Source organism: Maribacter sedimenticola, assembly GCF_900188415.1.
GTDB classification, from domain to species: Bacteria; Bacteroidota; Bacteroidia; order Flavobacteriales; family Flavobacteriaceae; genus Maribacter; species Maribacter sedimenticola.
The window spans coordinates 104,676-125,707 of record NZ_FZNV01000004.1 but is presented as its reverse complement, the minus strand read 5'-3'; the positions used below and the strand labels follow the sequence as shown (position 1 = coordinate 125,707).

General features: G+C 36.1%; 18 protein-coding genes. 14 read left to right on the top strand and 4 right to left on the bottom strand.

Annotated features, from left to right (window positions below; genetic code table 11):
• Nucleotides 1-502: 502 nt before the first annotated feature.
• The 3 genes from CHB68_RS13095 (at nt 503) to CHB68_RS13085 (ending at nt 3,368) form a co-directional block, all read left to right on the top strand.
• Entirely contained in the window at nt 503-1,066 is a 564-nt protein-coding gene (locus tag CHB68_RS13095) for a hypothetical protein (protein WP_089261369.1), read from the top strand.
• Nucleotides 1,067-1,304: 238 nt separating this feature from the next.
• The gene (locus tag CHB68_RS13090; RefSeq protein WP_089261368.1) at nt 1,305-1,694 is read left to right on the top strand and encodes a hypothetical protein; all 390 of its coding nucleotides are present in this window, start codon (nt 1,305-1,307) and stop codon (nt 1,692-1,694) included.
• A gap of 255 nt (nt 1,695-1,949) precedes the next feature.
• Nucleotides 1,950-3,368 (top strand): KAP family P-loop NTPase fold protein, encoded by a 1,419-nt coding sequence (locus tag CHB68_RS13085; protein WP_089261367.1) that lies wholly within the window; start codon nt 1,950-1,952, stop codon nt 3,366-3,368.
• 88 nt (nt 3,369-3,456) lie between these two features.
• Here CHB68_RS13085 and CHB68_RS13080 read toward each other — a convergent pair whose 3' ends face one another.
• On the bottom strand, nt 3,457-4,023 hold the full coding sequence (locus CHB68_RS13080) for a hypothetical protein (protein ID WP_089261366.1): 567 nt from the start codon (nt 4,021-4,023) through the stop codon (nt 3,457-3,459).
• 10 nt (nt 4,024-4,033) lie between these two features.
• Nucleotides 4,034-4,480: a hypothetical protein gene (locus tag CHB68_RS13075; protein WP_089261365.1), complete on the bottom strand. Its 447-nt coding sequence runs from the start codon at nt 4,478-4,480 to the stop codon at nt 4,034-4,036.
• A 214-nt stretch (nt 4,481-4,694) separates the two neighbouring features.
• On the opposite strand from CHB68_RS13075, the gene CHB68_RS13070 reads away from it, so the two are divergent.
• The 11 genes from CHB68_RS13070 to CHB68_RS13020 all read left to right on the top strand — a co-directional run bounded on the left by CHB68_RS13070 (nt 4,695) and on the right by CHB68_RS13020 (nt 17,945).
• Nucleotides 4,695-5,888, top strand: coding sequence for an Nramp family divalent metal transporter (locus CHB68_RS13070; RefSeq protein ID WP_179213202.1), 1,194 nt, complete (start codon nt 4,695-4,697; stop codon nt 5,886-5,888).
• Between the two features lie 3 nt (nt 5,889-5,891).
• Nucleotides 5,892-6,632: a LamB/YcsF family protein gene (locus CHB68_RS13065; protein WP_089261363.1), complete on the top strand. Its 741-nt coding sequence runs from the start codon at nt 5,892-5,894 to the stop codon at nt 6,630-6,632.
• A complete protein-coding gene (pxpB, locus tag CHB68_RS13060) occupies nt 6,629-7,366 on the top strand; it encodes a 5-oxoprolinase subunit PxpB (protein WP_089261362.1) in 738 nt (245 codons plus the stop codon). The genes CHB68_RS13065 and pxpB overlap by 4 nt, the downstream gene beginning before the upstream one ends.
• Entirely contained in the window at nt 7,359-8,198 is an 840-nt protein-coding gene (locus tag CHB68_RS13055) for a 5-oxoprolinase subunit C family protein (protein WP_089261361.1), read from the top strand. Before pxpB ends, CHB68_RS13055 begins: the two co-directional genes overlap by 8 nt.
• Before the next feature lie 452 nt (nt 8,199-8,650).
• Entirely contained in the window at nt 8,651-10,327 is a 1,677-nt protein-coding gene (ilvD, locus tag CHB68_RS13050; RefSeq protein ID WP_089261360.1) for a dihydroxy-acid dehydratase, read from the top strand.
• A 96-nt stretch (nt 10,328-10,423) separates the two neighbouring features.
• A complete protein-coding gene (gene ilvB, locus CHB68_RS13045) occupies nt 10,424-12,157 on the top strand; it encodes a biosynthetic-type acetolactate synthase large subunit (RefSeq protein ID WP_089261359.1) in 1,734 nt (577 codons plus the stop codon).
• 18 nt (nt 12,158-12,175) lie between these two features.
• The gene (locus tag CHB68_RS13040) at nt 12,176-12,754 is read left to right on the top strand and encodes an O-methyltransferase (RefSeq protein WP_089261358.1); all 579 of its coding nucleotides are present in this window, start codon (nt 12,176-12,178) and stop codon (nt 12,752-12,754) included.
• Nucleotides 12,755-12,813: 59 nt separating this feature from the next.
• A complete protein-coding gene (gene ilvN, locus CHB68_RS13035; RefSeq protein ID WP_089261357.1) occupies nt 12,814-13,332 on the top strand; it encodes an acetolactate synthase small subunit in 519 nt (172 codons plus the stop codon).
• Between the two features lie 41 nt (nt 13,333-13,373).
• Complete coding sequence (gene ilvC, locus CHB68_RS13030) at nt 13,374-14,849, top strand: ketol-acid reductoisomerase (protein ID WP_089261356.1); 1,476 nt, start codon at nt 13,374-13,376, stop codon at nt 14,847-14,849.
• Between the two features lie 157 nt (nt 14,850-15,006).
• Entirely contained in the window at nt 15,007-16,272 is a 1,266-nt protein-coding gene (gene ilvA, locus CHB68_RS13025; RefSeq protein WP_089261355.1) for a threonine ammonia-lyase, read from the top strand.
• Nucleotides 16,273-16,358: 86 nt separating this feature from the next.
• Nucleotides 16,359-17,945 carry an NADP-dependent glyceraldehyde-3-phosphate dehydrogenase gene (locus tag CHB68_RS13020; protein ID WP_089261354.1) on the top strand — a complete coding sequence of 529 codons (1,587 nt, stop codon included), beginning with the start codon at nt 16,359-16,361 and terminating at the stop codon, nt 17,943-17,945.
• 30 nt (nt 17,946-17,975) lie between these two features.
• Here CHB68_RS13020 and CHB68_RS13015 read toward each other — a convergent pair whose 3' ends face one another.
• Both CHB68_RS13015 and CHB68_RS13010 read right to left on the bottom strand, forming a co-directional pair.
• Entirely contained in the window at nt 17,976-18,614 is a 639-nt protein-coding gene (locus tag CHB68_RS13015; protein ID WP_089261353.1) for a hypothetical protein, read from the bottom strand.
• Nucleotides 18,615-18,722: 108 nt separating this feature from the next.
• On the bottom strand, nt 18,723-20,876 hold the full coding sequence (locus CHB68_RS13010; protein ID WP_089261352.1) for a TonB-dependent receptor: 2,154 nt from the start codon (nt 20,874-20,876) through the stop codon (nt 18,723-18,725).
• Nucleotides 20,877-21,032: the final 156 nt, after the last annotated feature.

Genomic DNA, 21,032 nt, shown 5'->3' with positions numbered 1-21,032 from the left:
ATTTTTTCAATAGCAACATATTGGATAGGAAACAGAGTTTCAAGTAATATAAAGTATTCCAAATGTGATTTTAGTTCCGTAATTATACTTTTAATTTTTCATCTCTTTTCTTACTTGGATATGTTGTAGTATTAAATCGATATACACTAAATTGTTATAAGCAAAAACTATTTTTAATAATTTGTAATTAATATTCAATGATTTTTTATTTGATAGCTTAATATTATTATCAAAGAATTGAAATTATTTAAATATTCAATGAGCTTATATAAATGCGATTTTGTTCTAAAAAAAGATTGATGGAACGAAATTTATAAAAACAATATTGGCCTGGTAGTTTAAAAAAAAATATAATAGTAAGAATAACTATTATATTAGTTATACTTCATTCTTTTTAATTAGGTAAATTTTATAACTAATAAAATTTTAGGTAAAAAAGCATTTTAAAATCTACTATTTTTCTGATAAATATTACGAAAGTTATTATTAAAAAACATTAAGAATGGACGAATTAGGAATAGCACAATTAAAAGATAGAATATTAACATATGTAATGAATCATAATAATTCCAAGGCAGAAAATGTGTACAAGGCTCTTGGTAATCCTATGAACGACATAGACAAATTTAGAGATGTTGCCCAAAATATATTTACACACCACCATAAATATTTTAAAATTAGACAAGGCATACAATATGATCAAAACGATTCAGGAATAATATATTATAAGACTGATTTAACAAAATCCTTTTTAAAAATTGGTGGATTTACAAGTTTATATGAACAAAATGAAAAGGATTTGCACATGGAAAGGAAAGTAAAAAAGGCTTCTAATAAAAAAACTCTTTATTGGTGGGTACCAATTGTAATATCTTCCATGAGTTTATTATTTTCAAGTTACTCTATATTAACAAAAAAATCGGATATTACTCAAGAAGAGATAAATTCTATCAATAACAAAATCGATAGTTTGAAATCTGATTTTAAAAAGGAAAATAATAAATTAAAAGAACAATTATTGAAATCAGATTTATTGATAGCGGTTTACGAGGATTCTATATTTTAATCTAATCCAGTCCTATAATAACGAATTTAAAGTTTTCCTTCCAAATGAGTTATTTTCTATATTTAATTAGACTTACCTATATTTCTTTCCATCATAAAATGTTAGTAGATTTTTAAAGTGGCTAACAACATGGATTAACTGCTTTAAATTTAAATTGTTTTAAATGGGCTATATGGTGCTTGTGGTAATTTAATGGAAAGGTATTTTTGTAGTTTTAGATTCAATTAAATTCACTAAAATGAAAAAAGCCGTATTAATATTTCTTTTAATCTTAATATCCTGCGAATCAAAAGAAAAAATAGAAGAAGAAATTGCACTTTTAAAAGTTGAATTATTAGAATTACATTCTCATGATGCAATTTTAAATTATAATAATGCTGTCAATAATTTAAAAAATCAACAATGGGAGGTAGAATTTAATAAGAAAGAATTAGAAAAAGAAAGAATGCGAACACCTTCCATTGCAGCACTTATTGACTTATATTCAACAAAATTAAAAGGAGCCGAAAAAAGAGTTTTTACCGCAAGGAAAAGGGTTGAACATTTGAAAATTGCAAATGATGACGTGTTTGAACTTATAATTTTAAAGGAAAAGAAACTAGAAGAACTTAAATCTAAATTAAAGTAATGAGTATTCTAGGATTTTAATATGTTATTTAAAACGAAAGGATTGCATATTTTATCTATTTTTTTGAATAATAAATTTATGAACTTGAGCACTTTTATTTTAAGATCATTTATTATTAAGAGGTATTAGCGATACTAAATATAATTATTTGCTTTTAAGTAAAAATCTAGTTTTTATATTTTATCATGAACAAGTTAATCTATATTAATATAATTACAAGTAAGAGTTTAAAATTAATTATACTATATTTTTGTTATGGTAATTAGACATGAAGAGCTTTATATCCCGCAGGGAAAAGATTCTAAACCATTTCTTAATTGTAAGCTTGGTCGAGATAAATATGCAAAAATACTAACTTCAATAGTTGGTACTTATAATGATGGTTTTGTTTTAGCTATTAACAATCGATGGGGAAGTGGTAAGACTACATTTGTCAAAATGTGGCAACAACAATTGATGAACGAAAATTTCACTACTCTATATTTTAATGCTTGGGAAAATGATTTTCAAGAAGATGTTATAATCGCACTTTTAGCAGAATTAAAGGAAATAGTAGGAAAAGGAGAAGAGTTATTTAAAACTGTACTTTCAAAGGCACTTCCACTTATAAAGCAAGCCGTTCCAGAAATAATTAAACATACTGTAGAAAAAAGGTTAGGAGAATCTACAGCCGATTTGTTAAATGGTATTGGTAAATATTCTGTAAAAGAGCTTGAGGATAGTTTAAAAGAATATAATAACAAAAAAAAAGGCATAACAGAATTTAGAAATATTCTAGAACAATATGTAGCTACTATTGATTCTAATAAGCCTGTCATATTTATAATTGATGAATTGGATAGATGTAGACCTAATTATTCAGTTGAAGTTTTGGAACAAATAAAACATTTGTTCAGTGTAAAGGGTATTGTGTTTGTATTATCAATTGATAAAGAACAGTTGGAAAATGCTGTTAAAGGTTTTTATGGTAGCGAAAGTATAAATTCTGAAGAATATTTAAGAAGATTCATAGATGTAGAATATTCAATTCCTGAACCTGATAAAAATGCATTCTGTGATTATTTATTTAAATATTTCGGATTTAGTCATTTTTTCAACCTACCTGTTCGTAAGAATAATAATGATTTTAAAGGGGAGGAAGATACTTTTAAAGCCATTTCAAAAATAATTTTTTCAAATAATCATGTAATATTAAGGCAAATAGAAAAAATCTATGGTCATACAGCTATTGTACTAAATACATTTGAACAACATGAGAATATATTTCCTGTTAGCTTGCTGTTTTTAATTCATTGTAAAATAAACCACATAGTGTTTTATCAAAATCTATCAAGAGGTTCTCTATCACTACAGCAATTAGTAGTTAAAATTGAGGAAATAATACCATTAGGCAGTTCTAGAAGTGGTAATAGATATCAATCCTATCTAATGTCGAATATGTTGTGTTTGTATGATAATTTCTTAAAAACAAACAAGGATACACTGGGAATATTATCTTACATGGAAGATACAGGCGAACCAAAGTTAAATGTTAGTCTAAATAAATACCAAAGTTTAAATAAAAACATAATTTTAAGTGTTCAAGCATTCTTTCAAAAATTTAAATATAATCACGAATCAATAGATAAACTTATAAATAAAATAAACCTCTCTGATTCGTTTGTAATAAATTAAAATATTTGAATAAAAATATTGAGTTATAAATTAAATACCATCCAGAGCAGAAGTTTAGATAGGGAAGGATGGTTGGGCTAACGTTTTATTAAAAATATAAACCTTCGTTATTGATGTCATCTTCCTTATGTGGTTTGGAAGATGTAAATATATCTTTTAGGATATAACTGGTAACAATGGTAAGGCCAACCGTTAATGTAGGTATACTATAATCCCAGCTTAATAAGTGCATAAGTCCGCCCAAGATAATGGTCAGAACACCTACTACCATTACAAAATTCCAAATGATTTCTGCAAGGCTGTTTTTAATGCTTCGGTTTTTGTCCATAAAATAAGACGTGCCTTCCATGGCAAACCAGGCTATAAAGGTCAAGGCAGTGCCAATTTGGAATATTAGGGTATATGGAAATTTTAAGATCGTTAGGAGTCCATTGGTGGTCCAAAACAGGACCATAGCCATTTTTATCAGGTCTACAGGTTTTTTTTCCTCCTTTTTGTAAAACCTTACCGCATACAAGATTAGTATAGCGGCAAAAGATGTAAAGATAATTCCTGCTGCATAGGGCCAATGCAATACCCGCATTAGAAAACCTATTAGTAAGGTTGCCAATGCTGCCCTTATCTGGTTTTTATATACTTTTTTGGAATTCTCCATGGTCGTTGTATTAGTTGATTACCTTGATATTGGCCTTTAGGCCTTCCATGATTCCTATAATATTGTTTACGGTTTCGTTTAAATAATATCTTACTACAATATGCGGAATCCTTATGGTCGTAAAACCATTTCTAAAAGAATGCATGGCCTCTTCTAAATTATTGATCGCTTCATGTTCCGTAAGCTTATCATATTTGGAATCTATTTCTATATTTAACTTTACACGTGATATGGCGATATCTATAGATTTTTTACCGTCCCACCATTCTAACATAGAATTTACTCCTGCCTCTTTTAAGGCGTAATACAATTGTACGGCCTCTAGTGGGGTATCATGTTGTTTGATTAATAGTTCTATACGCTTGTAGTGTTTTGAGCATAGTTCAACACCCACAGTATCCATTGCATTTTTATGATCTATATAACCAAGTTCTTTCTTACATTCTAAACAAGTCATTAATAGGTTAAGTTTTAAGTTTTGGGATATGTATAACCGTGATATTTTAAGAATAGTATATTGTTTCGATGAATGACTCCCAACTTTTAGACGAACTGCAAATTTTTAGATTAACTGCATTTTAAAATGTTAAAATTGTGGTGAAATAGAAATTGAAAGAGGTGAGCGATTTTATATTTTTAAAATTATATTTACACAACCCATAATTATTCATATGTTTAAGAAATTAGGACCTGGTGTTCTTGTTGCGGCCGCTTTCATTGGTCCCGGTACCGTTACCGCATGTACCTTGGCGGGTGTAGACTTTGGATTTAGTTTGTTGTGGGCCATGGTGTTATCCATATTTGCAACTTATGTCTTACAGGAAATGTCGGCCAGGCTGGGTATTGTTACCCAAAAAGGTTTGGCAGATGTTATTAAGCAAGAACTGCATACGACTTGGGTTCGTAATAGTGTCATAGGTTTAATTCTATGCGCAATTATTATTGGCAATGCCTCATATGAAGCAGGAAATATCGGTGGTGCTACGTTAGGTATGCAAGCACTGTTTGGTATGTCATACAGTAATTGGTATCCTTATATTTTAGGTGGCCTCGCTTTTATTCTATTGTATTTTGGGAGTTATAAGACCTTGGAAAAGGTATTTATCTTCTTGGTATTGATCATGAGTTTGTCTTTCTTGGCAACTGCGCTACTCACAGGTCCCAATATTGCACAATTGTTAAAAGGTTTGTTTATACCATCAATTCCGGAAAAGGGAATTCTCACTATCATAGCACTGGTAGGAACAACCGTAGTACCCTATAACCTTTTTTTACATGCTGCATTGGTAAGTGAAAAGTGGAAGTTGAAAAGCGATTTGAATCTTGCCAAGCGAGATACGCTGATTTCTATTTTTCTTGGTGGCTTGGTGTCCATTAGTATCATGATTTCTGCTACTGCCATAACCACTACAGAAGTCAACAGTGTTATGGATATGGCCAAGGCCTTGGAACCGTTGTACGGTTCTGCGGCACTTTATTTTATGGGTATTGGTCTATTTGCGGCCGGAATTACATCTGCAATCACAGCGCCATTGGCGGCAGCATATGTTGCAAATAGTTGCTTTGGATGGAAGGCGAAATTAAACGACACCAGATTTAGATTGGTTTGGATGATCATCTTAATTCTTGGTGTATTCTTTTTGTCGTTTGGAATTAAACCCATACAGGTAATTAAGTTTGCCCAAATAACCAATGGATTGTTGTTGCCTATAATAGCAGTTTTCTTACTTTGGGTTGTCAATAGGGCTGGGGTAATGGGTAGCTATAAAAATAATCTGGTACAAAATTGTATTGGAATCTTTATCATCATATTGTCCATAATTTTAGGGGTTAAAAGTATATTAAGCGTTATAGGTCTGTTGTAATACATGGGGAAAAGCATAGATATAAATTGTGATGTTGGAGAAGGGGTAGGCAATGAGGAAAAATTGTTTCCCTTGATCAGTTCATGTAATATAGCATGTGGTGGTCACGCAGGTTCTGCGGAAAGTATAGCAATTTGTTTAGAATTGGCAAAAATTCATGAGGTAGCTATTGGTGCCCATCCTTCATATCCGGATAGGGAAAATTTTGGCAGGGTATCCATGACGATATCACATACCAACTTAATACGCCAAATTAGGGAGCAATTAAATGTATTTACGAACATCTGTAATAAGCTAGATATGCCATTGCATCATATTAAACCTCATGGTGCATTATATAATGATATTGCCAATAACAGGAATTTGGCATTGGTATTCTTGAACGCTGTTGAACCATATAGGGAGAATACGTATTTATATGTTCCTTATGGCAGTTTAATAGCGGAATTGGCCATTTCCGCTCATTGGAACATTAAACGGGAAGCCTTTGCGGATAGAAATTATCATACAGATTTAAGTTTGGTGTCAAGAAAGGAAGAGAATGCCTTAATTACCAATGCTAAGGATGTATGGGAACATTTACTATTAATGGTAAAAGAAAATCATGTAAAAACTATAGAAAACATGAATGTCCCCATTCATGCGGATACCTATTGTTTTCATGGAGATACCCCAGCCGCGTCTGATATTTTAACGTATATTACATCTAAATTACCAGAATTTAATTTACAACTCAAACCGTGAATTCCCCTAAAATCAAAATTAAACCGTTTGGTGTACATGCTATTTTAATAGAATGGCCACATACCGTCAATGAACAAATCCTAGAAATTATATTACAATATCAGGTCATATTGCAATCTAATGGTTTTGCCGATCCTGATTGGGAAATGGTACCGTCCTATAATTCATTGATGTTGGTCAATAGAAAGCATGAAATTGATCATAACAAGTTGACCTTGGAATTGGAAAATTATTATACTCAATTGGGTCATAAGGACAAAACAAGCAAATTTCTTTGGCGTTTGCCGGTATGCTATGATCAAGAATTTGGTTTGGACCTACAAGAAGTAGGTGCAAAATTGAATATCTCCATAGCAGATATTATAGCAATGCATACCGGTGCCCAATATACCGTTTTTGGTATTGGGTTTTTACCCGGATTTATGTATTTAGGAGGACTAAATGAAAAGTTAGAGGTCAACAGAAAAGTGTCACCCAGGGCAAAAGTAGAAAAAGGTGCAGTGGGTATTGCAGGTAAGCAGGCAGGGATATATCCCCAGGAATCTCCAGGAGGATGGAATATTATAGGAAATTGTCCCGTCCCAATTTTTGATGCATCCAAGGAAAATCCGTGTTTTGTCAATGTAGGTGATAAAATAGAATTTTTTGAAATTTCAAGAGCGGCCTATAAGCTTCATAAGATTGAGGCCGAAGTAGGAATTTATCAACCGGAAAAAATACAATTGAATGCTTAAAGTTTTAAAAGCGGGATTTTATACTACGGTCCAAGATGAAGGTAGGTTCTTTTATAGAAATAAAGGCGTGCCCGTTTCCGGAGTTATGGACGAAATGTCCGTTTTCAAGGTAAATTCCTTATTGGAAAACGAACGTACTGCGGCAGTCTTGGAAATTACCATGACGGGTCCAACGTTGGTATTTGAGGAAGAAACGTATATAGTGCTGGGAGGAGCAAAAATGTTAGCGACATTGAACAACTTGCCCATACAGAATTATAAGGTTTATCAAATAGAAGCCGGTGATATTGTTTCATTTGGCAAATTGGTCAAAGGTTTTAGATGTTACCTAGGGGTCAAGGGTGGTTTTACGGCTAAGAAAATATTGGGAAGTCGATCTTACTATAAACCTATTACAGAAAGCAATAGATTTAAGGATGGCGATGTTGTTGCCTATGAATACCAACAATTGTTTCAACCTAAAATTTCCGAGCTTAAAGTAGCCTCCTTCCTGGACGATACCATCCTTCATGTTTGTAAAGGACCGGAATTTGACCTTTTAACGGATAGGCAATTAGAGGAACTTTTTTCAAAAACATTTACCGTTGCACAAGAAAACAACAGAATGGCCTATCAGGTACATGAAACAATAACTCCCCATAACCTATCCATGCTCACTTCCGCAACACTTCCTGGAACGGTACAATTAACTCCCGCAGGAAAGTTGATTATCTTGATGAAGGATGGACAAACCACTGGGGGCTATCCTAGGGTATTGCAATTAACGGATAAGGCCATCTGTATTTTAGCACAGAAAAGGGTGGGTAATCCCATAAATTTTAAACTGGTGTAATCAATCAAACTATTATTTGGTAGTAGTCTTTATATCTTCAATTGTTATTTAACGAGAATCCGGTATAGTGTTATAATACAAACCAATATTGATTTTTATCCTATCATAAAATTATGTAGTATTGTAGTATGCTATCAATTAATATCTTTCATAATGTGGTCCGTGTCATTCCTTAAAGTAGGAATGATATAGCTTTTCATTATTGGAAAAAACCTGTATCAGATAAATTTGATACAGGTTTTTTTATAGAATCCATAGGAATTGTTAGTTGATTTGAAGTATTGAATATGGTATAAATTACCTATTTAATTAATTGAATTACAATTAGTTAAGTGATAATTAAATGAAATGAATTTATATTGTCCAATATTGTTAAAATTATAAACTTTTATAAACTTTTATCTTTGGTATACTAGCTGAACCTAATAAGATAAGCATACGAGAATTACATTATGGAATTGAACAAGCACAGTAAGAATGTAACCCAAGATCCAACACAACCAGCGGCACAAGCAATGCTATACGCCATAGGTCTAACGGAAGATGATTTAAAAAAGCCGTTAATAGGTATAGGGAGTACTGGTTATGAAGGAAACCCCTGTAATATGCACCTAAATGATTTGGCACAGGAAGTAAAGACCGGTGTAAATGATAGTGGGTTGGTAGGTCTTGTTTTTAATACTATTGGTGTTAGTGACGGTATATCCATGGGTACTTACGGAATGCGTTATTCATTACCTTCTAGGGATATAATTGCTGATTCTATGGAAACGGTAGTACAGGCCATGAACTATGATGGTTTGGTTACCGTTGTAGGTTGTGATAAAAATATGCCGGGAGCCTTAATGGCCATGATCCGTTTAAATAGACCATCTGTTTTGGTATATGGTGGTACTATAGCTTCTGGTTGTTTTAAGGATAAAAAGTTAGATGTCGTTTCCGCTTTTGAAGCTTGGGGAGAAAAAGTTGCTGGTACCATGAACGAAGAGGATTACAAGGGAGTTATCCAGAACGCATGTCCCGGAGCAGGTGCCTGTGGTGGTATGTATACGGCAAATACCATGGCATCCGCTATTGAGGCCTTAGGTATGGCCATGCCCTATAACTCTTCTAATCCGGCAATAGGAAAAGCAAAACAGAATGATGCCATACAATCAGGTAAGGCCTTGAGGACCTTGTTGGAAAAGGATATTAAACCAAGTGATATCATTACCCGTAAATCCCTTGAAAATGCAGTGCGTTTGCTAACGCTTTTAGGGGGGTCTACCAATGCCGTTCTCCACTTTTTGGCCATAGCCAAAGCCGCAGATGTAGAATTTACGCTTGATGATTTTCAGAAAATAAGTGACACCACCCCGTTTTTGGCAGATTTAAAGCCTAGCGGTAAATTTTTAATGGAAGATGTACACCGTGTGGGCGGGGTACCTGCGGTAATGAAATTTATGTTAGAAAACGGTATGCTGCATGGAGATTGCTTGACCGTTACTGGTAAGACCATTGCGGAGAATTTGACAGAGCTACCTGGATTATTGGAGCATCAGCAAGTAATTAAACCGTTGAACAACCCTATTAAACCTACTGGGCATTTGCGTATTCTTTACGGAAACCTTGCCACGGAAGGTGCCGTTGCCAAAATTACCGGAAAGGAAGGCCTGTACTTCTCTGGACCGGCAAAGGTATATAATGACGAGTTTTTGGCAAATGCAGGTATAGGTAGGGGCGAAGTCAAGAAAGGAGATGTTGTGGTTATCCGGTATGAAGGGCCAAAAGGTGGACCTGGAATGCCAGAAATGTTAAAACCAACGGCGGCCATAATGGGTGCCGGACTGGGTAAGGATGTAGCCTTGATTACAGATGGTCGTTTCTCTGGTGGTACCCATGGTTTTGTGGTTGGCCACGTTGCGCCTGAAGCCCAAGATGGAGGAACAATTGGTCTTTTGGAAAATGGTGATATCATTACCATAGATGCGGAAAAGAATGAAATATCCGTGAACCTTACCGATGCGCAATTGGCAGAGAGAAGAAAGAATTGGAAACAACCGGAATTGAAAGTGAAAAGGGGTAGTTTATATAAATATGCCCGCATGGTATCATCGGCCTCGCAAGGTTGTGTTACAGATGAATTTTAAACAATTAAAAGTAGTATACTTTTAATTAAGTACTAGATGCAATATAATGTCGGGCAGGGTAATCAGTAATGCAATGCTTGAATTTGATCATTAATTATGGAAACAGTAAAAGAGAAGAAGAAAGGTACAACTGCCAAGAAAACTATCAAGATTTCTGGGGCAGAGGCATTAATTCATTGTTTATTGGCCGAAGGTGTCGATACAATGTATGGTTACCCCGGTGGTGCAATTATGCCCGTCTATGATGAACTATATAAATTTCAGGATAAACTTACACACATTCTTACCAGACATGAACAGGGCGCTACACATGCGGCCCAAGGGTATGCACGTGTTTCGGGTAAAGTTGGTGTGGCTATTGCTACTTCTGGTCCTGGTGCAACTAATTTGGTCACGGGTCTTGCAGATGCGCAAATAGATTCTACTCCAATGGTCTGCATTACAGGTCAGGTTACCAGACACTTACTGGGAACAGATGCCTTTCAGGAAACGGATATTATCGGTATTTCCACACCGGTTACTAAATGGAACTATCAGATTACCGAGGCTTCTGAAATTCCTGAAGTTATGGCAAAGGCGTTCTATTTGGCAAAATCTGGTAGGCCAGGTCCGGTATTGGTAGATATTACTAAAAATGCACAAATAGATGAATTGGATTTCTCCTATGAAAAATGTACCGGTGTAAGAAGTTATAAACCGGTTCCAAAACCAAGTGCAAAGGCAATTGAGGCTGCTGCAGAATTGATAAATGGTGCCAAGAAACCTTTTATTGTTTGGGGACAGGGCATTATTTTGGGACAGGCGGAAGATGAATTGAAAAAATTGGTCGAAAAATCGGGTATTCCTGCTGCATGGACCATCATGGGGGCATCTGCGTTAGATACCGCACATCCTTTAAATGTGGGTATGGTTGGTATGCACGGCAATTATGGCCCTAATCTATTGACCAATGAATGTGATGTATTGATCGCCATAGGTATGCGTTTTGACGATCGTGTAACGGGTAGGCTAGAGGATTATGCAAAACAGGCCAAGGTCATACATTTTGAAATTGATCCCGCAGAAGTCAATAAAAATGTTCATGCAGATGTAGCGGTTTTAGGAAATTCAAAAGAAACCTTAGGATTGCTTCTACCTTTGTTGAACGAAAACAAGCATGATGCTTGGCATAACGAGTTCAAGGAGAAATATAAAATAGAGTTCGATACTATTATTAAGAACGATATCCACCCAACGAAGGAAGGACTGACCATGGGAGAGGTAATCGAAGAAATAAACCTGGCTTCCAATAATAAGGCCGTCATAGTATCAGACGTTGGTCAGCACCAAATGATTGCATGCAGATATGCCAAATTTTCACAATCCAAAAGTAATATTACTTCTGGCGGATTGGGTACTATGGGCTTTGCATTGCCCGCAGCCATAGGGGCAAAAATGGGTGCAATGGACAGGGAAGTGGTCGCAATTATAGGTGATGGAGGTTACCAAATGACTATTCAAGAACTTGGGGTGATCTTTCAGCATAATTTACCGGTCAAGATCGTTGTTTTGAACAATGAGCATTTGGGCATGGTTCGTCAATGGCAAGAATTGTTTTTTGATCGAAGATATGCGTCTACCGTAATGGTAAATCCAGATTTTGTAAAAATAGCGGAAGGTTATAGTATTGAGGCCAAACGAATCTCTGAACGTAAGGATTTAAAATCGACCATTCAGGAAATGATAGCTTCTGACAAACCTTACTTTTTGGAAGTGAAGGTAGAACAAGAGGATAATGTTTTTCCAATGATACCTTCCGGTGCTTCGGTATCTGAGGTTAGGTTAAAATAATAGGTAATAAACCTAACCATGATCGATACCAACATACAGGATATTCCAAAATTGCACGAAGAGATACAGCAAAAATCTAAGGAAATTGGTTTTACGATGCCGTCAGACCTTTTTGTGGGTAGTTTTCTTAAGACCTTGATATCTTCAAAACCTGGAGGTAGATTCTTGGAAATCGGTACAGGTATTGGTCTAAGTCTTTCATGGATGATAGACGGTATGGACGCTAATGCTACTTTATTGTCAATAGATAATGATCAAGAGTTGATTTCCATAGCCACCCAATATTTTGGGAAGGACAAAAGGGTACAGCTTGTATGTAAGGATGCCGCAATTTGGATAAAGGAACATCAAGAAGATCGGTTCGATTTGATTTTCGCTGATGCATGGCCGGGTAAATACAGTGAAATCAATGAGGTCCTACAAATGCTGAACGTTGGTGGTTTTTATATCATAGATGATATGATGGAACAACCTAATTGGCCAGAAGGTCATTCAGACAATGTAACAGCACTTATTGCATATCTAGAACAAAGAAAAGATATACAATTGACAAAAATGAATTGGTCTACAGGCTTGATTATGGCTGTAAAAAAATAATATATAATAATAACGATACCATAAAATCCTTTTTTAAAAGGAGTAGGTAATGAAAGCTTATGGAAAATAAATGGTTTACGATATCGGTATATTCAGAAAACAATGTTGGATTACTGAACAGGATATCAGGAATATTCTTAAAGAGACATATTAATATAGAAAGTTTAAACGTCTCCAAATCTGAGATAGACGATGTCTCCAAGTTTACGATCGTAGCGCATACTACAGAAAAATGGGTACATAACATCGTAGGGCAGATAGAGAAACAAATTGAGGTAATTAAGGCATATTATCATACAGATGATGAAACTATTTACCAAGAGTCCGCCTTGTTCAAAATTGCTTCTGGTCTTTTGTTCGATGAACGTCAAATACAGAATATAATTAAGGATAACAATGCCCAAATAGTAACGGTGTCAAGAGATTTTTTTGTTATCGCCAAAAGCGGAAGAAGAAATGAAATCGATGAAATGCACGATCAGCTAAAACCTTATGGAATAATGCAGTTTGTACGTTCAGGCAGAATATCCGTTACCAAGGATGAAATGAAAATTTCTACCATTCTAAAAGAATTTTAATTAATAGAATTTTATCAATAATCAAATAAAGTAAATACAAAATGGCCAATTATTTTAATACGCTATCATTAAGGGATAAATTAACGCAACTTGGAAAATGCCGCTTCATGGATTCGTCTGAGTTTGCAGATGGTGTAAATGCTTTAAAAGGCAAAAAAATTGTAATCGTAGGTTGCGGTGCTCAAGGATTGAACCAGGGCTTGAACATGAGAGACTCCGGACTTGATATTTCCTATACGCTTAGAGATGCTGCAATTAAGGAAAAAAGACAATCCTATGTCAATGCTACTGAAAACGGTTTTACCGTTGGGACTTATGAAGAATTGATTCCTAGTGCGGACGTAGTGATCAATCTTACTCCGGACAAGCAGCACACAGCTGTTGTTGGTGCGGTTATGCCATTGATGAAAAAAGGAGCCACATTATCATATTCTCACGGTTTTAATATCGTAGAGGAAGGAATGCAGATACGTGAGGACATAACAGTAATTATGGTGGCACCAAAATGTCCGGGTTCTGAGGTGCGCGAAGAATATAAAAGAGGTTTTGGGGTTCCTACATTAATTGCTGTTCATCCTAATAACGATCCTCAAGGAAAAGGTTTGGAGCAAGCCAAAGCATATGCAGTGGGTACGGGCGGTGATAGGGCCGGCGTATTAATGTCCTCTTTTGTTGCCGAGGTGAAATCAGATTTAATGGGAGAACAAACCATACTTTGTGGATTGTTACAGACCGGTTCAATTTTATGTTTTGATAAAATGATCGAAAAAGGTATAGACCCAGGTTATGCTTCTAAATTGATACAATACGGATGGGAGACTATCACGGAAGGTATGAAATATGGAGGTATCACCAATATGATGGACCGTCTTACCAACCCGGCCAAAATTAAGGCTTTTGAGTTGTCAGAGGAACTAAAGGATATAATGCGACCTTTATTTCAAAAACATATGGACGATATCATGACCGGTCATTATTCCAAAACCATGATGGAGGATTGGGCCAATGATGATAAAAATTTATTGACTTGGAGAGCTGCCACTGGAGAAACAGCTTTTGAAAAAACACCTGCAGGTGATCAAGAAATTACCGAGCAGGAATTTTATGATAATGGTGTCCTTATGGTGGCCATGGTCAGGGCAGGTGTAGAGTTGGCTTTCGAGGCAATGACAGAATCCGGTATAATTGCCGAATCTGCCTACTACGAATCCTTGCATGAGACCCCATTGATCGCCAATACTATTGCACGTAAGAAATTGTTTGAAATGAACCGTGTAATTTCTGATACTGCAGAATATGGTTGTTATCTTTTTGATCATGCCTGTAAACCTTTATTGACCGATTTTATGAAAGGCATAGAAACCAACGTAATCGGTAAAAATTTCTCAGAGGGTATGGACAATGATGTGGATAATGCACAACTAATTGCCGTAAACAAGGCTTTACGTGAGCATCCTGTTGAAATTGTAGGTGCACGTTTACGTGAATCAATGACTGCCATGAAGCCTATTGTTTAGGGTTGGTATAGGAATACTAAAATTTAGATTGTCCGGTTAGGTACATTCCAAGAGTTACGATCTTAAGTAGTTTTGTTAACTTTAAGGAAGTGTTCCTGAGCGGACAATTTAGTTCGTGCCCACAGATAAATGTTCAAATAAATTATTTAATTGTTTTATGAAATCAGCGCAACCATCCTATCTGCCTAAATTGGACGATGTTAGGCTTGCAGCCAAGGTAATCGCAGAGATAGCTGAAGAAACACCTTTAACCGAAAGTATTAGGCTGTCAAAGCAATATGGGTGTCAAATTAGGTTAAAACGTGAGGATCTACAACGGGTACGCTCTTATAAAATTAGGGGTGCGTTCAATAAAATAAGTGCATTATCAAATGAAGACAGAGCTAAAGGTGTCATTTGTGCAAGTGCCGGTAATCATGCACAAGGGGTGGCATTTGCCTGTTTTCATTTAAAGATACAGGGAACTATATATATGCCTTCGGTTACACCAAAACAGAAAGTTGAGCAAACTAAATTATTTGGTGGTGAGTGGGTGGAGATTGTTTTGGAAGGGGATACTTTTGATGATGCCTCGTTGGCAGCAAGTAAATATGGAGCACGAACGGGTAAAATATTCGTACATCCTTTTGATGATCCAAAAATTATTGAAGGTCAGGCTACGGTTGGTCTGGAACTGATATCTCAATCCAAAGCACCAATAGATTATCTGTTTGTTTGTATTGGAGGTGGCGGGTTGGCTTCTGGGCTAATTAGTGTTTTTAGCGAACTTTCACCTAATACCAAAATTATTGGCGTTGAACCAAAAGGAGCGCCTTCCATGAAAGCATCAATTGAGGCAGGAGAAATAATTGCGCTGGAAGATATAGATAAATTCATAGATGGTGCCGCGGTGAAAAAAGTGGGCCAGTTGACCTATCCTATTTGCAATTGGTATTTAGATGATATGATTACTGTTGATGAGGGTATGGTATGCCAGACCATTTTAGACCTTTACAATAGAGATGCCATTGTGGTAGAGCCTGCCGGTGCTTTGTCTATTGCGGCATTGGATCAGTATAAGGACAAAATTAGGGGTAAGAACGTAGTTTGTATCATTGGCGGCAGTAACAACGATATCACCAGGACAGCTGAAATAAAGGAGCGGGCGTTGTTATATGGTAAACTAAAGCATTATTTTATCATCCGATTTCCACAGCGACCGGGAGCGTTAAAGGAATTTGTTGTGGATATTTTAGGGCCTACGGATGATATCACACATTTTGAATATTCAAAAAAATCAAGCAGGGAAAATGCACCAGCGGTCGTTGGGATAGAGCTAAAGGACCCCAAAGACCTAAAGCCCTTAATAGAACGCATGAAAACTAACAATTTTTATGGAGATTATATAAATGATAAACCAGATTTGTTTGAATATTTGGTTTAAACTACATTTAATCTTCCATGTTCCTATATCGTTATATAGGTACTAAAAAGAAAAACATATTATCAATCATAGATAAATAAAAAGTAATGGGCGATATAAAAATTCCACAAGAATTTCAGATTACATCAACAATAGATCAACGACATTATTTGGTCAATGGAGAACTAAAGGAATGGAAAGGTGAAACAACGGAAGTCTACTCTACCATATCCTCAACTAAGGAATACAAACCCACTTTATTGGGTAGTATCCCAGATTTACAGGAAGCAGAAGCCTTAGATGCATTAAATGGCGCTCTAGGCGCCTACGATAAGGGACAGGGGGTTTGGCCGACCATGCATGTAAAAGATCGTATAGAATGTATGGAGGTTTTCGTAGAAAAAATGAAGACCAAAAGAGATGAGATCGTGAAATTGTTAATGTGGGAAATTGGTAAATCATTACCGGATTCGCAAAAAGAATTTGATCGTACGGTAGAGTATATTGAGGATACTATTGAAGATTATAAACAACTTGATCGCGATGCGGCAAAGTTCACCAAGCATGACGGGGTTTATGCACATATAAAAAGGGGACCGTTGGGCGTAGTCCTTTGTCTTGGGCCTTACAACTATCCGTTAAACGAAACCTTTGCTTTGCTTATTCCCGCAATTATCATGGGTAATACAACCATCTTTAAACCGGCAAAGCACGGTGTACTTTTAATAACCCCACTACTAGAAGCGTTCCAAACAAGTTTTCCTAAAGGTGTGGTCAATGTACTATTTGGCCGTGGTAGAACCGTTGCGGCTCCTATAATGCAAACCGGAAAGGTAGATGTGCTGGCTTTGATCGGTAATAGTAAATCTGCAAATGCTCTACAAGAGCAACACCCAAAAAGTAACAGGTTGAGACTGGTACTTGGGCTGGAAGCTAAAAACCCTGCCATAATATTGCCTGATGCAGATTTGGAACTGACCATAAATGAATGTTTGGCCGGTACGCTATCTTTTAACGGTCAACGTTGTACCGCTTTGAAAGTGGTCTATGTGCATGAGGATATTCGTGAAAAGTTCAATGATAGCTTTGCCAAAAAAGTCGATGAGCTTAAATTTGGAAACCCTTGGGAGAATGGTGTAAAATTAACGCCGCTACCAGAACCCGGAAAACCAGATTATATACAGGAATTGATTGATGACGCGCTATCTAAAGGAGCCAAAATTCTAAACAAGAAAGGTGGTAAACGATATGATAACTATATATGGCCAGCCGTTTTATATCCGGTAACCAAAGATATGCGCGTATATAAGGAGGAGCAGTTTGGTCCTATTATTCCAATTGTACCTTTTTCGGATATTGAAGAACCTTTGGACGATATGGCAGCCAGCAATTATGGGCAACAGGTAAGTCTTTTTGGAAAAGATGTGTATGCATTGTCTCCACTGATAGATACTTTGGTAAACCTTGTTTGTAGGGTAAACTTGAACAGTTCTTGTCAAAGAGGTCCGGATGTTTATCCGTTTACGGGCCGTAAAGATTCTGCCCAAGCTACCCTTAGTGTTCATGATGCCTTGCGTTCATTCTCTATACGGACTTTCGTGGCCTTTAAGGATAATGAACTGAATACGGAAATCGTAGAACAATTATTGGAAGCAAAGCTTTCTAATTTTGTAAGTACGGACTATATCTTATAGCCATTTCAAAATTGAATATAAAAACCTCTCCTATTCGGGAGAGGTTTCTTTTTTACAATTGGCACTTATTTCCTTTGCTCTGTCCAAGCCAGAGTATGGATAATACTTAATGGTCTGCTCTTCTTCTTGAAACAACCCAATTGCCCGTTCAATATCCGCACAGAAGGGAGCAATTGATTTTCCGAAGAATCTTGCCGACCCCATATCCCATTCAGCTTTGCTTAGGACTACCCTTGGGTTATTTGGAGCTATCTTTTGTGCTTTATCATAAATGGCGGCATTTTCTGCTGAAAGCGTCATTCCGTATTTTGCGCCATCAAATGCAATGTAAGCCGTATTTAATAGGGCATAGGAAATGAGTATTTCAGGATTGTTTTCAGATATTTCAGAAGCAGCATCCAAAAAAGTTTTGGCCCTTGTAAGTTTTGTGGTCAGTAAAGCTTCGTCCTTTAATCCAAAACTACTGACTATCTCAATAAGGCCAGCATAGTAAGGGGGTAACCAATTGTCGCTTTCAGCGGCTGCAATTCGTTCAAAGAGTTGAACGGCTTCAGTATTCTTTTGATCCTGCCAAAGGGCAAAGGCATTGTTCATCCCTGTTTCATAAGGCGTTTGTGCCGTTAATTGAAGAGTAAGGACGAATGCGCTAATTACTAATAAAGTTCTCATAATATTTAATGTTTAATTATTGTTTTGTTATTCAAATATCCAGGTATTCAAAGCTGTTTAATAATAACGTTGACCCAGTTGTTGATTAATGGTATTGAATTGTAATTATTACAGATTATCAAGTTGATTATCATTTTTATTCTTGCTAATGGTCCAGAAGAATCCTACGAAAAAGAAGCGGTCTGCTGCAGGCGTAATTGTTCTTCTTTCAAAAATGCCGTTCGTATTTGGTTGATCGGTATATTGATATCCATTAATATTTTTGGTGCCCAATACATTACTTACGGATAGGTAAAGTATCTTCTGTTGGTCAATTAAATAGGCATAATTCACATTTAACGAATTAAAGCTCTTTGCCTTCTCCAATAAGAATCCTCCTTTATTGGGGTCGGTATATGTACGGCCCGATGCAAAATTATAACTGAACCCAATCTGACTTTTCCATTTTTCTACCCATCTTTTCACTACAAGGGATGCATTGTGTTTGCTGGCAAAATTTGGAGTTGCGGTATTGGGGTAGTTTTGGTAGTTCCTTTCTGTGTCCAAAAATGAGTAGGACATCCAATATTCTGTGTTTTTAATTGTTTTATTGTCCCTCCAAAAGAGATCTAGACCCTTGGCAAAGCCATTACCATTGTTATTAAAAATAGATGAAGGCAAGGCAAACTCCGTATTATATTTTACCAAATTGCCATAATCTTTATAATAGGCTTCGGCCCTGAATATTTGTTTGTTTTTTACATATTGGTAGTTGGCAATATAATGAGACGTTTTTTCCGCAGTAAAATCAGCGTTGTATATGAGATACCCATTTTTTGGGTTCTGGAAAAATTCACCGTAGGCCAAAGAGAACTGTGCATTTTCTCCAGATTTATAAGCTAATGATACTCTAGGTGATAAATTAAATTCTTGTAATAATGATGAGTATTCAGCACGTAATCCAATTTTGGTCGCTAATCTTTTAGAGAAAAAAACATCCGTTTCCACAAAACTGGCCAAAAGGTTGTTGTTGAATGTATAGCTTGTATTTACGGTGTTGTCTCTATAATTTTCCTTGAAATCCGTTATAAAATATTCTGCTCCAAAATTTAATTTATACCTACTGGAAAAATATTTTTGCAATGCAATTTTTAAATGCGCGGAATTTTCTATATCCGTAATATTAGACGAGTTTAAGGTTATATCAGTTTGATCATTGGCAAAGCTTACCCCAGAAGAAAAGCTCCACTCTTTTTCCAGAAAGTCTTGATATGATGAATTAATGTAGAGGTTATTGTTTTTAAGACCAAACCTAACACCGTTAACCTCATTGATATCCGCTTGCGTCAATTCAAAATTTGAAGCACTGTAGGCTCCGTATACTTTTAATAGTCCCTCGTTTTGAAATCTATACCGGTAAACAGCTTCCCCGCCAAAAGATTCAACAGGTTTGTGCCATTCGTTATTGTCCGGATATAAATGTTGATATGGCGCTAGATTAATGTAGTTTGTATTTATGCTTAATGCACTTTTCTTCCATTTTTGCGTATTTCCAAGACCTACGCCTACTGTCATCAATGAAATTTCCGTTTTTTCCTCTTGCGGTTCATTGATACTATTTAAAAGTAATACACTGGACAAGGCTTGTCCGTATTCTGCAGAATAGCCCCCTGTGGAAAATGTAATCCCCTTAAAAAGAAAAGGGGAAAGTCTACCCCTTGCAGGAATATTGTTTGCAGAAGGGGAGTAGGGTGTAAATACGCGCATACCGTCTACAAAAATTTGGGTTTCTTCAGCATCACCACCTCGTACAAAGAGTCTGCCGTCTTCGGCAACATTAGAGGTTCCTGGTAATGTTTGTAATGCCCCCACAAAATCCCCAAGGGCACCTGCCGTGGTTACTATGTCCAATGGTTTTAACGCGGTAACCTTTGCATTGTCCCCGGCCTTGAACGTTCCGGCATTTACGGTAACGGCATCCAATGTGTTTACATCATCCCTTAATTTAATGGTGATGTTTGTAAATGTGGTTACATCCGCTGTTTTTGAAAAGGTCTCATAGGATATGGACGAAGCGATCAGTGTCTGCATACCTGTAACATTGGTATTAAAGGAGAATATGCCCGCTTCATTGGTGGCTGTACCATCATAGGTGCCACTGAGATAAATATTTACACCCATTATGGGCGTTTCGTTGTGGTCCAGCACTCTTCCGGATACCGTAGTCTGTGCGGTTAAGCTAATATGGACTAGTGTTAGTACACATAATAATAGTGTTCTCATGTTGATTGTTTTTTTTGATTGATACCGCAAATATGTATCGCAATGGATATTTTCTGGAAAATGATTTTCCCAGTTGTAGAAATTTTGGACTGAATTGTAGTTAGGGGAGGTATGTAATACTTAGGTAAGGGTAATTATTTACATAAATGTGGTAAT

What these genes read in the sequence shown, in the direction of transcription:
- ilvD (WP_089261360.1), top strand. Translation starts at nt 8,651, where the DNA reads ATGGAATTGAACAAGCACAGTAAGAATGTAACCCAAGATCCAACACAA.
- CHB68_RS13090 (WP_089261368.1), top strand. Translation starts at nt 1,305, where the DNA reads ATGAAAAAAGCCGTATTAATATTTCTTTTAATCTTAATATCCTGCGAA.
- ilvB (WP_089261359.1), top strand. Translation starts at nt 10,424, where the DNA reads ATGGAAACAGTAAAAGAGAAGAAGAAAGGTACAACTGCCAAGAAAACT.
- CHB68_RS13010 (WP_089261352.1), bottom strand. Translation starts at nt 20,876, where the DNA reads ATGAGAACACTATTATTATGTGTACTAACACTAGTCCATATTAGCTTA.
- CHB68_RS13040 (WP_089261358.1), top strand. Translation starts at nt 12,176, where the DNA reads ATGATCGATACCAACATACAGGATATTCCAAAATTGCACGAAGAGATA.
- CHB68_RS13065 (WP_089261363.1), top strand. Translation starts at nt 5,892, where the DNA reads ATGGGGAAAAGCATAGATATAAATTGTGATGTTGGAGAAGGGGTAGGC.
- CHB68_RS13055 (WP_089261361.1), top strand. Translation starts at nt 7,359, where the DNA reads ATGCTTAAAGTTTTAAAAGCGGGATTTTATACTACGGTCCAAGATGAA.
- CHB68_RS13085 (WP_089261367.1), top strand. Translation starts at nt 1,950, where the DNA reads ATGGTAATTAGACATGAAGAGCTTTATATCCCGCAGGGAAAAGATTCT.
- CHB68_RS13015 (WP_089261353.1), bottom strand. Translation starts at nt 18,614, where the DNA reads ATGAGAACTTTATTAGTAATTAGCGCATTCGTCCTTACTCTTCAATTA.
- CHB68_RS13020 (WP_089261354.1), top strand. Translation starts at nt 16,359, where the DNA reads ATGGGCGATATAAAAATTCCACAAGAATTTCAGATTACATCAACAATA.
- CHB68_RS13075 (WP_089261365.1), bottom strand. Translation starts at nt 4,480, where the DNA reads ATGACTTGTTTAGAATGTAAGAAAGAACTTGGTTATATAGATCATAAA.
- ilvC (WP_089261356.1), top strand. Translation starts at nt 13,374, where the DNA reads ATGGCCAATTATTTTAATACGCTATCATTAAGGGATAAATTAACGCAA.
- ilvA (WP_089261355.1), top strand. Translation starts at nt 15,007, where the DNA reads ATGAAATCAGCGCAACCATCCTATCTGCCTAAATTGGACGATGTTAGG.
- CHB68_RS13095 (WP_089261369.1), top strand. Translation starts at nt 503, where the DNA reads ATGGACGAATTAGGAATAGCACAATTAAAAGATAGAATATTAACATAT.
- ilvN (WP_089261357.1), top strand. Translation starts at nt 12,814, where the DNA reads ATGGAAAATAAATGGTTTACGATATCGGTATATTCAGAAAACAATGTT.
- CHB68_RS13070 (WP_179213202.1), top strand. Translation starts at nt 4,695, where the DNA reads ATGTTTAAGAAATTAGGACCTGGTGTTCTTGTTGCGGCCGCTTTCATT.
- CHB68_RS13080 (WP_089261366.1), bottom strand. Translation starts at nt 4,023, where the DNA reads ATGGAGAATTCCAAAAAAGTATATAAAAACCAGATAAGGGCAGCATTG.